Genomic DNA, 12,934 nt, shown 5'->3' on the forward strand with positions numbered 1-12,934 from the left:
GCGGTTATCCGTAGATCGGGAAGCGGTGCGTCAACTCTCGCACCTGGGCCGCGACGCCTGCGACCACGGCCGGATCGGCTTCGTCACCGCCGTTCATCGACGAGACGACGTCGGCGATCCAGTGACCGATCTGCTTGAACTCTTCCTCGCCGAAGCCGCGCGTGGTGCCGGCCGGCGTGCCCAGGCGGACGCCCGAGGTGACGGTGAACGGAGCGGTGTCGAACGGCACACCGTTCTTGTTGCAGGTCATCAGCGCCTTTTCGAGCTCATGCTCGGTCGCCTTGCCGGTCACGCCCTTGGGCCGCAGGTCGACCAGGGCCAAGTGGCTGTCGGTGCCGCCCGAGACGATGGCCAGGCCGCGCTCGATCAGGACGCCGGACAGGGCCTGGGCGTTCTTGACCACCTGTTGGGCATAGCCCTTGAACTCGGGCTTCAGCGCCTCGCCGAAGGCCACGGCCTTGGCGGCGATGACGTGTTCCAGCGGGCCGCCTTGCAAGCCGGGGAAGACGGCGGAGTTGATCTTCTTGCCCAGATCAACGTCGTTCGAGAGGATCATGCCGCCGCGCGGACCGCGCAGGGTCTTGTGCGTCGTCGTGGTGACGACGTGGGCGTGCGGGACCGGGTCCGGATAGGCGCCGCCGGCGATCAGGCCGGCGTAGTGCGCCATGTCCACCATCAGATAGGCGCCGACGCTGTCGGCGATCTCGCGGAAGCGCTTGAAGTCGATGTGGCGGCTGTAGGCCGAGGCGCCGGCGAGGATCAGCTTGGGCTTCTCACGCTCGGCCATTTCGGCGACGTGGTCGTAGTCGATCAGATGGGTGTCTTCGCGCACCTTGTAGGTCACGGGGCGGAACCACTTGCCCGACTGGTTCGCCGGCGAACCGTGCGTCAGGTGTCCGCCGCAGGCGAGATCCATGCCCAGGAAGGTGTCGCCGGGCTGCAGCAGGGTGAAGAAGACCGCCTGGTTCGCCTGGGCGCCCGAGTGAGGCTGGACGTTGGCGAAGGCCGCGCCGAAGAGCTGCTTGGCCCGCTCGCGCGCCAGATCCTCGGTCACGTCAACGAACTCGCAGCCGCCGTAATAACGACGACCGGGATAGCCCTCGGCGTATTTGTTGGTCAGGACCGAACCCTGCGCGTCCAGCACCGCCTGGGAGACGATATTCTCGGAAGCGATCAGCTCGATCTGTTCGCGCTGACGGCCCAGCTCGCCCTGAATGCCCTTGAAGACATCCGGGTCGGCGTCAGCGAGCGTCTTGGTGAAATAGGCGTCGTGGGTGAAGGCCGTCACGCTGGAATCCCCGGAAATCAGAAGCTGGCCTATCTATCCCCAGCCGCGCGCGACCACAACATCTTGTGGTCAGCCTTCGATAAGCCGCTTACGGCGTAGGGCCGGGGAAGCGCGAGAACCTTATATTCTTATCATAATCCGTGGGTTCTCGAACTTGGAAAAAGCAGACCCTGCAACTTGCCTTGTCAATCACAACGGCCGGTCCCTCAAACAAGGCCAAGGAGCCGTTGGGAAGATATTGCTGTACACGAACCGACGATCCTAGATCGATGATCTCGTAACCGTAGTCTGGTCTAAATTTACGCCAGCTTCGCGTCGATACGGCAGTCTTGGCCGTATCAAGATAGTCACAACGCTCAACTCTCGGACCGGTGCATCCTGGCGCAGAATGGTCCGCCCCAACCAGCAAGACGAGACCTGCTAGAGCTGCAAAAATCGAGAACGCGCCAAACCCTAAAATTGGCGGGCTGCCAGGTTGCAACATGGTATCCTCCCAAGTGCGAAGGGAACCATCGTTCAACGTCAGAGTCGATTCAATCGCGCTGTTTTAAAGCCCGCTGGACAAGGCCCGCCTCAGCTTGGCGATCGCGACCCGTTCGACGGACTTGGGTTCATTGACCGGCCCCATGGCGCTGACCTCCCGGCCCGTCGCGACATGGACGGCCGAGCATTTGAGGTAGGGGCCGTTTCGGGTGAATTCGACGATGACCTCTCCGAGGTCGTCGCCCGTCGTCATGCGGCGACGGGTCGGCGCGCCACGTTACAGTGGGCGAACAGCTTGTCCATCGCCTGGACCAGATGATCCATCATGGCGTCGGTGTGGTTCGGCGACGGCGTGAAGCGCAGGCGCTCGGTCCCCTTGGGCACGGTCGGATAGTTGATCGGCTGAACATAGACGCCGTACTCGTCCAACAGCATGTCCGAGATCATCTTGCAGTGGACCGGATCACCGACGTGCACCGGGACGATATGGCTTTCGCTTTCCATCACCGGGATGCCGGCGGCGGCGAAGCGGGCCTTTAGCGTCGCGGCGCGTTCCTGATGCTGGACGCGCAGTTCGGGATGGGCCTTCAGGTGACGCACAGAGGCCAAGGCGCCGGCGGTCAGGGCCGGCGGAAGCGAGGTGGTGAAGATGAAGCCCGAGGCCCAGCTGCGCACCGCATCAATAATCATGGCGTCGGCGGCGATATAGCCGCCCATTACGCCGATCGCCTTGCCCAAGGTGCATTCGATGATGTCGATCTGGTCCAGCACGCCGTCGCGCTCAGCGACGCCTGCGCCAGTCTCACCATACAGGCCGACCGCATGGACCTCGTCCAGATAGGTCAGGGCGCCGTATTTCTTGGCGAGCGCAATAGTGCCGGCCAGATCGGCGATGTCGCCGTCCATCGAATAGACGCTCTCAAACGCGATCAGCTTGGGCGCATCGGCCGGCGCCGACGCCAGCAGGGCCTCCAGATGCGCCAGGTCGTTGTGCATGAAGACGTGACGCTCGCCGCCGCCGTGGCGGATGCCGGCGATCATCGAGGCATGGTTCAGCGAATCGGAGAAGGTGATCAGGCCCGGCAGGATCTTCTGCAGGGTCGACAGCGTCGCCTCGTTGCCGACATAGCCCGAGGTGAACAGCAGGGCTGCTTCCTTCTGGTGCCAGTGGGCCAGTTCGGCTTCCAAATCGACGGCGGAGCGGGTCGTGCCAGAGATGTTGCGCGTGCCGCCGGCGCCGGCGCCCACCGCGTCGATCTCGTTATGCATGGCGTCCAGCACGACGGGGTGCTGGCCCATGCCGAGATAGTCGTTGGAGCACCAGATGACGACGTCCTGTTCGGAGCCATCCTCGCGGCGGCGCACAGCCTGCGGAAACTGACCGCGCACGCGCTTCAGATCGGCGAAGACGCGATAGCGCCCTTCGCTGCGAACCTGCTCCACGGAGCTATTAAAGGCGGCCTTATAGTCGAACAAACTACGCGTTCTTTCGCTTATGGCGATGTCTCTGCGTTGTTTGCTCTCCCGAAGCGGGCTTGTCCATGTCCGCCGCATGGACAAAACGCCCCAAACCCTTAATTGATAACGGTTCTCAGTATTGAGATCGATCAGCCCGGCTTGCGGAAGCGATAGACGAACTGGTCCGTCTTGCCGCGGATCTTCTCGTCGAAGACGTTCAGGCTGTGGTCGTCTGCGGGATTGGCGACGGCCTGGCTCGCGCCCTCGAAGACAAAGCCGGCCGCCTCGACCTCACGTTTCAGATAGTCGCCTTCGATGCGGTGCAGGGTCTGAACCGCCGAGATGCCCGTGCCGGGCGCCGCCTCATGGTCGATCAGGATGTAGCGGCCGCCGGGCTTCAACGCCGCGAACACCGCCGCGTTCATCCTCGCCACGTCGGTGTTGAAGCCGGGGATGTGGAAGTCGTGGTATTCCTGGCTCATGAAGATCATGTCCAGCGGCTCGGCGAAGGTCATGGAGTCCAGCAGGCCGTTGACGCGCGTCACGTTCGAATAGGCGGCGACAAGCGCATCGGCCCCGGCGTTCTCGCGCGCCATCGTCCGCTCGGGCACGAAGGCGTAGACCCGGCCGGTCGGGCCAACCACGTCGGAAAACAGGCGCGTGAAATAGCCGGCGCCGGGGCGAATGTCGGCGACCTTGTCGCCCGGCTCGAGTTGGGCGAAGGCGAGAATCTCGGCCGGGTGACGCAGCGGATCACGCGCGACCTCTTCGGCCGGACGCTTGGGATCGGCGACCGCATCGGCGTAGAGACTGGAATAGCCCGCTGGCTGCGCGTCGGCCGCCGGGGCGACGACGGTCCGCTCTCCGCCGTCCGAGTCGATGATGATGCAGCCGGACAGACCCGCCGCCAGAACCAGGGCCGTCGCACCCGCCGCCAATTTGCCGATCATCACCGTCTCCATCGATTTGTCGCGATAGGCTCGCATTTCGCCGATCCGCGCAAGCCGTCATCACGCACGAAACGATCCGACGCATCACGCGATTTGCGCACCGGTCGTTGCGGCGCTAGTCCGACGCTGGAGTTTCCAAGGTCTCGCCATGCTTCCCTATCAGCCCGCCCCCTTCCCGCTCGCCCGTCCGCGCCGCCTGCGGTCCAGCCCGTGGGTGCGGCGGCTGGTGGCGGAAACGACCCTGACGCCGGCCGATCTGATCTGGCCGCTGATCGTCCATGACGGCGCCGAGGATCGCGTCCCGGTCGCCTCCATGCCCGGCGTGTTTCGGCTTTCGCCCAAGGCGGCGGCGGCGGCGGCGGTCGAGGCGCGCGACCTCGGCATTCCGATGGTGGCCCTGTTTCCCAATGTCGATGGCGCGATCAAGGATGCGGTCGGCACCGGCGCAACCGACCCCGACGGCCTGATTCCCGACTGCATCAAGGCGATCAAGGACGCCGCGCCCGAGATCGGCGTCATGACCGACGTCGCCCTGGACTGCTACACCGACCATGGCCACGACGGGGTGATGGAAGGCGACCGGATCGCCAACGACGCCTCGCTGGACCGTCTGGCCGAACAGGCCTTCATCCACGCCCATGCCGGCGCCGATGTCGTGGCCCCGTCGGACATGATGGATGGCCGCATCCAGGCGGTGCGAGAGGCGCTGGAGGCCAACGGATTTCAGGACACGCTGATCCTGTCCTACGCCGCCAAGTTCGCCTCGGCCTTTTATGGCCCCTATCGCGACGCGGTGGGCTCCTCGGCGATGCTGAAGGGCGACAAGAAGACCTATCAGATGGATTACGCCAACTCCGACGAGGCTCTGAAGGAGGTGGCGATGGACCTGTCGGAAGGCGCCGATGCGGTGATGGTCAAGCCGGGCATGCCCTATCTGGATATCGTCCGGCGCGTGTCCGAGACCTTCCGCGTACCCACCTTCGCCTATCAGGTGTCGGGCGAATATTCGATGATGCAGGCGTCCATCGCCAATGGCTGGCTGGACCAGGACCGTGCGATGCTTGAAACCCTGCACGGGTTCAAGCGCGCGGGTTGCGCGGGCGTGCTGACCTATTTCGCACCGCAGGCCGCACGGCTGTTGGGCTGATGGGCGTGGAGATCCGGCCGATCACGAAGGCCGACTGGCCGGGCCTGTGGCCGATCATCGAGACCGTCACCCGCGCGGGCGAGACCTATACCTATCCGTTGGACATGGACGAGGCGCAGGCGCACGCCATGTGGACGCCGCCAGCGCCGGGCGGAACCTTGGTTGCGGTTGAGAACGGCCAGGTGCTGGGCGCCGCCAAGATCATTCCGAACCAGCAGGGAAACGGCGCCCACGTGGCCAATGGCAGCTTCATGGTCGCGCCCGAAGTGCGAGGGCGCGGCGTGGCCCGGGCGCTGGGCGAGGCCGCGCTGGCTTTCGCGCGGAATGCCGGCTTTCGATCCATGCAGTTCAACGCCGTGGTCGAGACCAATACCGTCGCCGTGGCGCTGTGGAAGAAGCTGGGCTTCGAGATCGTGGGCACGGTTCCCGAAGCGTTCGATCACCCGACGCACGGCCTGGTCGGCCTGCACATCATGCACCGCCGGCTTTAGGCGTCAGTCGCGAGGTCGCAGTCGCGCCGCCAGGCTGGAGGTGTCCCAGCGGTTTCCGCCCATGGCCTGAACCTCGGCGTAGAACTGGTCGACAAGGGCCGTCAGAGACAGGCGCGCGCCGTTTGCGCGCGCCTCGTCCAGCACCAGCCCCAGGTCCTTGCGCATCCAGTCCACGGCGAAGCCGAAGTCGAAATCGCCCTTGGCCGCCGTCTTCCAGCGATTGTCCATCTGCCAGCTTTGCGCGGCGCCCTTGGACACGGCCTCATAGGCGGCGTCGGTGTCCAGTCCCGCCACCTGAGCGAAGTGGACGGCCTCGGCTAAGCCCTGGACGACGCCGGCGATGGCGATCTGGTTGACCATCTTGGTCAGCTGGCCCGAGCCGGCCGGTCCCATATGTTTGATCGCCTTGGAATAGGCCTTCACCACGGGCTCGACCGTCGCCAGGGCGGCGGCATCCCCGCCAGCCATGACGCTGAGTTGTCCGTTCTCGGCGCCCGCCTGGCCGCCCGACACCGGCGCGTCGATGAACGACCGCCCCTGCCCGTTCGCCAGTTCGGCCATTTCGCGCGCCACCTTGGCCGAGGTCGTGGTGTGATCGACGATCACGGCGGCCTCCGACAGATGCGGCAAGGCCTCGGTCACCACGGCCCGCACGTCGTCGTCATTACCGACGCACAGGATGAACAGGTCGACGCCCCGGGCCGCCTCAGCCACCGTCGCCGCCGCCTTGCCGCCCGTCGCCGCAGCCCAGGCCTCGGCCTTTGCCACAGTACGATTGAAGCCGGTCACGTCGTGGCCCGCCTCGATCAGATGACGGGCCATCGGGGCGCCCATGACGCCCAGGCCGGCGAATGCGATCTTCATGACAGGCTCCTTGATCCTGCCGTCGGACTAGGCCCCGCCGCGCCGGGGTTCAAGGTCAACGCCCGGTTAACCTTGGCCAGCCCACAATGGGACACCATTCGTCGGGGTGCGCGTCCATGTCCGTGAGCGATCGTCCGATCCTCATCAAGAAGGTGAAGAAGGTCTCCGGCGGAGGCCACCACGGCGGTGCTTGGAAGGTGGCCTATGCGGACTTCGTGACCGCAATGATGGCCTTCTTCCTGCTGATGTGGCTGATCAACACCACCGACCCGGAGCAGAAACGCGGCATCGCCGAGTATTTCGCGCCCGCCAGCGTGTCCGAGACGACGTCGGGTTCCGGCGGCATTCTGGGCGGCACATCGCTGGGCGACGACGGCGTCAAAAGCGCCGGCTCGCAGTCTGTGCTGGAAGAACTGGCGCCCGAGGCGCCCGCGACCGATCAGACGGGCTCCAGCCTGTCGTCCGCCAGCGACTCGGCTCTCCAGGCCGAGATCCAGAAGCGCGAGGCCGCCGAGTTCGCCAGCGCCGCCGAATCACTGCGTCAGGCCATGCAGTCGATGCCGGAACTGGCCGAACTGTCGAAACAGCTGATCGTGGACCAGACGCCCGAGGGGCTACGCATCCAGCTGGTCGATCAGGAAGGCCGGTCGATGTTCGACAACAACTCTGCGCGCCCCAACGCCCGCGCCCAGGTGCTGCTGCGCGCCGTGGCCAAGGTGATCAACCAGTTGCCGAACCGCATCTCCATCACCGGACACACCAGCGCCGCGCCCGGTTCCAGCCGCGCCAGCGCCCCTGCGGACTGGACCCTGTCGTCCGAGCGCGCCAACGGCTCGCGTCTGGTGCTGCAAGGTTCGGGCGTCGATCCCGACCGGGTCTATTCTGTGGCGGGCAAGGCGGGGTCCGACCCGCTCTACCCCGACGATCCGACCCTGGCCGGCAACCGCCGCATCGCCATCGTCCTGTTGCGCGAGGCGCCGGTCCTGCCGTCGGACACCTCGCTGTGACCCGCCTCGGCTGCAACGCGAACAGGCTTGCAGCCGAAGCACGGATGACGCCAAATCGAACGATGAGCGTTGTGTCGTCGCAATATTGGCAAGATCGGATGCGGACCTGAGGCCGTGACCCAGCACGTACCGACCCGACAGCTTCGCTTCTTCATGACCTCGGTCGCGCCGTGCCCCTATCTGCCGGGCAAGACGGAGCGGAAGGTTTTCGCCAACCTCCCCTTCTCGGACGGCGCGCACGTCAATGACGAGTTGACGCTGGCGGGTTTTCGCCGCAGCCAGAACATCGCCTATCGCCCGGCCTGCGAGGCGTGTGACGCCTGTGTCTCGGTGCGGCTGCCGGTGCCAGAGTTCACGTTCAGCCGTTCGCAGCGCAAGGTTCTGGCCCGCAACGCCGACCTCTCGCGCGACCTGGTCGAAGCGGAGGCGACGACCGAGCAGTTCCAGCTTCTGCGCCGCTACCTGACCACGCGCCATCCGACCGGCGGCATGAGCGACATGGGCTGGCTGGATTACGTCGCCATGGTCGAGGACACGGCCGTGCGCACCCATCTGATCGAATACCGTCTGCCCTCCACCGACGGCGGGCCGGGCGATCTGGTCGCAGTAACCCTGACGGACCTGCTGAAGGACGGGCTGTCGATGGTCTACAGCTTCTATGATCCGACGATGGAGCGGCGCAGCCTGGGCCGGTTCGCCATCCTGGATCATGTGCGCCAGGCCGCCATCGTCGGCCTGCCGTTCATCTATCTTGGCTATTGGGTCCAGGGCTCGGCCAAGATGGATTACAAGGCCGACTTCCGCCCGATGGAAACTCTCGGCAAGCTCGGCTGGTCACGCCGGGACGCCTGACGGGCCCTTCGCCGCAGCCGGTTCAAATCGTCATCGAAGCATCCTATGTGGGCGGCGACATTACGGAGCCGCGTCTTGCTGATTGTTCTTTCCCCGGCCAAGCGCCTGGATTTCACCGAAGCCGATGCGGCTATTCCCGGCAGTGACCGCCGGTTCGTCGAAGATACAGCCAGCCTGTCCAAAACCGCCAAGCGTCAGACCAAGGCGGACCTGCGTCGGCTGATGGGGATTTCGGACGATCTGGCGACCCTGAACGCCGCGCGCTTCAAGGCTTTCGATCCTGAATCCACAGACGGCGTTCAGGCGGCCTTCGCCTTTGCCGGCGATGTGTATGAGGGTTTGAAAGCGCGTGAACTGGACGCCGACGCCTTGGCTTTCGCCCAGGACCATTTGCGCATCCTGTCAGGCTTTTATGGCCTGCTGCGTCCATTTGACCGGATTCAGCCCTATCGCCTGGAGATGGGCACGCGGCTGAAGACGCGCCGCGGCGCGAGCCTGTACGACTTCTGGGGCGACCGGATCTCCAAACAACTGAACGAAGACGCCGAAGGCCAGCCGGATCCGACGTTGGTGAATCTGGCCAGCCAGGAATATTTCGGGGCCGTCGATGCAAAGGCTCTGAAACTGCCTGTCGTCACGCCCCAGTTCCGGGAAGAGAAGAATGGCGAGAGCCGTATCATCTCCTTCTTCGCCAAGAAGGCGCGCGGGGCGATGGCGCGGTTCGCGATCGACGAACGCGTGGAACGGGTCGCCGACCTGAAGGCTTTCGACCGCGACGGTTATGCGTTCGACAAGGCCGCCTCGACCGACGCCGAGTGGATATTCATCAGATCGGGAAATTCTTGATCCCGACATCGACCTCCCGCTAATCTCGCCAAAACAAACGAAGGGGCGGATTCATGTCGCAAGAGCCTAAGGACTCCACGGGCGCCGACAGTCAGGGGGCGCGCGGTATCGGCGATCTGAAAGGGCAGGTCGCGGTCATTACGGGCTCGACCTCCGGCATCGGACTGGCTCTGGCGCGGGCCGTGGCGGCAGGCGGTGGTGAAGTCGTTCTGAACGGCTTGGGCGACCCGGCGGAGATCGAGCGCACTCGCGCCGATCTGGAGGCCTCATCTGGCGTTCGCGTCCTCTATCATCCGGCGGACATGACGCGCGGTGACGAAATCGCCGACATGATCGCCTTCGCTGAACGCGAACTGGGACGCCTGGACATTCTGGTCAACAACGCCGGCATCCAGCACGTCGAATCCGTCGAGAACTTCCCCACCGACCAGTGGGAGAAGATCATCGCCATCAACCTGTCGTCGGCCTTTTACGCCACGCGCGCGGCGATCCCGATCATGAAGGCGGAGGGGCGCGGCCGGATCATCAACATGGCCTCTGCGCACGGTCTGGTGGCCAGTCCGTTCAAGTCCGCCTATGTCGCGGCAAAGCACGGCGTCATCGGCTTCACCAAGACCGCAGCGCTGGAACTGGCGCGCGACAACATCACCTGCAACGCCATCTGCCCCGGCTTTGTCGAGACGCCGATCGTGACCAAGCAGATCGCGGATCAGGCCCGTACGAGAAACATGACCGAGGAGCAGGTGCTGACGGACGTGATCCTGGCGGCCCAGCCGACAAAGCGGTTCGTCACGACGGAGGAGTTGACCGGCATCTTCCTTTACCTGGTCAGCGACCTCGGCGCCTCGGCCAACGGGGCCAGCTTCTCCATCGACGGCGGCTGGACCGCGCAGTAGCTAAGGAAGGCGGCGGTCATGGCGATTTTTAAGCGCAAGACCGCCGAGGCGGCGGGCTCCGTTCCCGCCTCTCCCGCCCGACGTCCCATCTGCCTTGCACTTCAGGGCGGCGGCGCACACGGCGCCTTCCAATGGGGCGTGCTGGATCGTCTGTTGGAAGACGATCGGCTTGATATTCGCGCGGTGTCCGGCGTCTCAGCGGGAGCGATGAACGGCACGGCCTTGGTGTCGGGCCTCGCGTCAGGGGATGGCCGCGCCGCGTTGGACAAGCTCTGGCGAGAGGTCAACCAGTCCGGCGGTCGCAACGTCTTCGGCGACAGCGCGATCTGGAATGCAGCGCGGACGCCCGACTGGATCAAGGACAACCCATTCTGGCGCGCGGGCGAGACGCTGGCGATGTCGATGAGTCCGTATGAATTCAATCCGCTGAACCATAACCCTCTGAAACGGGTTTTGCAGGCCTCGGTCGATTTCGGCGCCGTCCAGGCCTCGGACATCCGGCTTTTCGTCGCCGCCACCGCTGTGCGCCAGGCGAAAGCGCGCATCTTCCAGACGAATGAGATCAACGCCGATGTCCTGATGGCGTCGGCCTGCCTGCCCCATCTGTTTCAAGCCGTAGAGATCGACGGGGAGCCCTATTGGGACGGCGGCTATCTGACCAATCCGCCGCTGTGGCCGTTGACCGGAGATGACACGCCGGACGACGTGCTGTTGATCACACTCAATCCGATGGTGCGCGACGAGACGCCTAAAAGCGCAGGCGACATCGTCGATCGGCTGAACGAGATCGTCTTCAACGCGCCGCTGGTCGCAGAACTGCGCGCCATCGCCCTGGCGGGTGAACTAATCGAACATGGACAGTTGAAAGGCGGCGGCGCTGGACCTTATCGGCACGTCCGACTGCACGCCATTGAGGCGGACGGCTGGCTCTCGGACCTGTCGCTGCGATCTAAGTTCAACACCGAATGGGGTTTCCTCAACGACCTGAAGGCGCGGGGACGTGCGGCCGCCGACGATTGGTTGAATGCGTGCCTGGGCAGCGTCGGACGCCAGTCCAGCGTCGATCTTCAGGCCCGCTCGGCTAGCCGACAAAGCCTGCGGCGCGGCGCAGACGGTCGTTGATGGCTTCACCCAGTCCCGTCGTCGGAATCGGCGACACGGCGATACCCGTCGGCCGTGTGCGGTCGGCGTCGCGCAGCAGTCGGAACAGATTGGCGGCGGCTTCGCGCAGGTCGCCCGACGGGCTCAGACTCCAGCGCAGCTCACCGGCGTCAGGGCCAAAGCCGAGCAGGATCTCGCCGTCACGCGCAGCGCCGGCCTCGATCCGAACCGGAGCATCCGGTGCATAGTGCAGGGTCATTCGCCCGGGCGAACGATGCCCCTCTACGCCCTCTTCAATGGGACCGACGACCACATCGATCTCGGATCGGGTGATGGCGCCTGGACGCAGCAGGGCGACCCGTCCCCCCAGCACCGACACGACCGTGCTTTCCAGACCGATCCGGCAAGGCCCGCCATCGACAGCCGCTGAGACCGCAAAGCCCGTCTCCTCGAAAGCATCTGTGAAGGTCGTCGGGCTCGGTCGGCCGGAACGATTGGCCGAGGGGGCCACGACTGGGCCGCCGAACGCCGCCAACACTTCCCTCGCCACCGGATGCGCCGGAACGCGGATCGCGACGCTGTCCAATCCGGCGCGCGCCAAGTCGCAGACGCTGCGCGTGTCCAAGATTGGCGTGATCAGGGTGAAGGGTCCGGGCCAGAAGGCGTCCGCCAAGGCAAGTCCGAGCGGGCCGAACTCGCCAATCTTGGCCGCCGCATCGACATCCACGACATGCGAAATCAGCGGATTGAACTTCGGCCGCCCTTTCGCGGCGAAGATGGCGGCGACCGCCTCGGCATTGCTCGCGTCGGCGCCCAGTCCATAAACGGTCTCGGTCGGCAGCAGGATCAGATCGCCGTTCGCCAGCGCCTGAGCGGCTTGCAGCGGCGTTTGGCTCACGGTCTGCGCGGGATGATCGGGATCATCCGGTGCAGCACATTGTCCCGATCAATGAACTGATGCTTCAGCGCCGCGATCACATGCAGGGCGATCAAGACATAGATACCCTTCACCGCCAGTTCGTGCAGCCCCATCAGGCTGCGCGCCGCTTCACGCCCGCCGCCGACGGGCAGCAGGGGCCAGGAGAAGAGGCCGAACCACTCGATCACGCGCCCGCCCGCCGATGATGCGAGCCAGCCGGTCATCGGAATGACGATCAGAGCCAGATAGAACAGGACGTGCGTCGCGCGCGCCGCCACCTTCTGCCAGCGCGGCAAGGCCGACGGCAAAGGAATCGCCGGATGCGCCAGACGCCATCCGATCCGCGCAAGGGTCAGCACCAGTATCGTCAGACCCAGCGACTTGTGCAGCATGACGAACTGGCCCGAAATCGGCCCTTCCGTATTCTCATGCGCCGTGATCAGCAGCACCTGCGCCAGAACGGCGGCGGCGATGCCCCAATGCATCAGCAGGGAAACGACCGAATATCGATTGCGGGGCTCGCCCATGTCTTCCCTTCCGCGACGGCACGGCGTCACCATGCATTCAGCCACTTTGCACTGAGACGGGGCGCGTCGCCAAGACGCTTGCAGCGACAAGCCCCGACGCGGCAC

General features: G+C 65.1%; 14 protein-coding genes. 7 read left to right on the forward strand and 7 right to left on the reverse strand.

Annotation, left to right across the window (positions count from 1 at the left end):
• Nucleotides 1-4: 4 nt before the first annotated feature.
• The 4 genes from glyA to QRN13_RS08215 form a co-directional block, all read right to left on the reverse strand.
• A complete protein-coding gene (gene glyA, locus QRN13_RS08200) occupies nt 5-1,288 on the reverse strand; it encodes a serine hydroxymethyltransferase (RefSeq protein ID WP_039245111.1) in 1,284 nt (427 codons plus the stop codon).
• A gap of 547 nt (nt 1,289-1,835) precedes the next feature.
• Nucleotides 1,836-2,024 carry a DUF6898 family protein gene (locus tag QRN13_RS08205; RefSeq protein WP_284877531.1) on the reverse strand — a complete coding sequence of 63 codons (189 nt, stop codon included), beginning with the start codon at nt 2,022-2,024 and terminating at the stop codon, nt 1,836-1,838.
• Nucleotides 2,021-3,247 carry a 5-aminolevulinate synthase gene (gene hemA / locus QRN13_RS08210; protein WP_284877532.1) on the reverse strand — a complete coding sequence of 409 codons (1,227 nt, stop codon included), beginning with the start codon at nt 3,245-3,247 and terminating at the stop codon, nt 2,021-2,023. Before hemA ends, QRN13_RS08205 begins: the two co-directional genes overlap by 4 nt.
• A gap of 131 nt (nt 3,248-3,378) precedes the next feature.
• The gene (locus tag QRN13_RS08215; RefSeq protein ID WP_284877533.1) at nt 3,379-4,215 is read right to left on the reverse strand and encodes a class I SAM-dependent methyltransferase; all 837 of its coding nucleotides are present in this window, start codon (nt 4,213-4,215) and stop codon (nt 3,379-3,381) included.
• Nucleotides 4,216-4,327: 112 nt separating this feature from the next.
• Here QRN13_RS08215 and hemB point away from each other — a divergent pair, with 112 nt between their 5' ends.
• Both hemB and QRN13_RS08225 read left to right on the forward strand, forming a co-directional pair.
• Nucleotides 4,328-5,326 (forward strand): porphobilinogen synthase, encoded by a 999-nt coding sequence (hemB, locus tag QRN13_RS08220; protein WP_284877534.1) that lies wholly within the window; start codon nt 4,328-4,330, stop codon nt 5,324-5,326.
• Entirely contained in the window at nt 5,326-5,817 is a 492-nt protein-coding gene (locus QRN13_RS08225; RefSeq protein ID WP_284877535.1) for a GNAT family N-acetyltransferase, read from the forward strand. Before hemB ends, QRN13_RS08225 begins: the two co-directional genes overlap by 1 nt.
• Nucleotides 5,818-5,820: 3 nt before the next feature.
• Here the strand turns inward: QRN13_RS08225 and QRN13_RS08230 are convergent, their stop codons facing one another.
• The gene (locus QRN13_RS08230; RefSeq protein WP_284877536.1) at nt 5,821-6,681 is read right to left on the reverse strand and encodes an NAD(P)-dependent oxidoreductase; all 861 of its coding nucleotides are present in this window, start codon (nt 6,679-6,681) and stop codon (nt 5,821-5,823) included.
• A 116-nt stretch (nt 6,682-6,797) separates the two neighbouring features.
• On the opposite strand from QRN13_RS08230, the gene QRN13_RS08235 reads away from it, so the two are divergent.
• The 5 genes from QRN13_RS08235 (at nt 6,798) to QRN13_RS08255 (ending at nt 11,404) form a co-directional block, all read left to right on the forward strand.
• Nucleotides 6,798-7,688, forward strand: a complete 891-nt coding sequence (locus tag QRN13_RS08235) for a flagellar motor protein MotB (protein WP_055753623.1) — start codon at nt 6,798-6,800, stop codon at nt 7,686-7,688.
• A gap of 114 nt (nt 7,689-7,802) precedes the next feature.
• Nucleotides 7,803-8,540 (forward strand): arginyltransferase, encoded by a 738-nt coding sequence (locus QRN13_RS08240; RefSeq protein WP_284877537.1) that lies wholly within the window; start codon nt 7,803-7,805, stop codon nt 8,538-8,540.
• A 75-nt stretch (nt 8,541-8,615) separates the two neighbouring features.
• Nucleotides 8,616-9,386, forward strand: coding sequence for a peroxide stress protein YaaA (gene yaaA / locus QRN13_RS08245; RefSeq protein WP_284877538.1), 771 nt, complete (start codon nt 8,616-8,618; stop codon nt 9,384-9,386).
• A gap of 53 nt (nt 9,387-9,439) precedes the next feature.
• Complete coding sequence (locus QRN13_RS08250; RefSeq protein ID WP_284877539.1) at nt 9,440-10,282, forward strand: 3-hydroxybutyrate dehydrogenase; 843 nt, start codon at nt 9,440-9,442, stop codon at nt 10,280-10,282.
• A gap of 18 nt (nt 10,283-10,300) precedes the next feature.
• On the forward strand, nt 10,301-11,404 hold the full coding sequence (locus QRN13_RS08255; protein WP_284877540.1) for a patatin-like phospholipase family protein: 1,104 nt from the start codon (nt 10,301-10,303) through the stop codon (nt 11,402-11,404).
• On the opposite strand, the gene QRN13_RS08260 is transcribed toward QRN13_RS08255, so the two are convergent.
• Both QRN13_RS08260 and QRN13_RS08265 read right to left on the reverse strand, forming a co-directional pair.
• Nucleotides 11,364-12,281, reverse strand: coding sequence for an L-threonylcarbamoyladenylate synthase (locus QRN13_RS08260; RefSeq protein ID WP_284877542.1), 918 nt, complete (start codon nt 12,279-12,281; stop codon nt 11,364-11,366). The two genes, QRN13_RS08255 and QRN13_RS08260, sit on opposite strands and share 41 nt — an antisense overlap.
• Nucleotides 12,278-12,829 (reverse strand): cytochrome b, encoded by a 552-nt coding sequence (locus QRN13_RS08265; protein ID WP_284877543.1) that lies wholly within the window; start codon nt 12,827-12,829, stop codon nt 12,278-12,280. The genes QRN13_RS08260 and QRN13_RS08265 overlap by 4 nt, the downstream gene beginning before the upstream one ends.
• Nucleotides 12,830-12,934: the final 105 nt, after the last annotated feature.

Origin of the sequence: Brevundimonas sp. MEB006b (genome assembly GCF_030209705.1) — a bacterium.
GTDB lineage: Bacteria > Pseudomonadota > Alphaproteobacteria > Caulobacterales > Caulobacteraceae > Brevundimonas.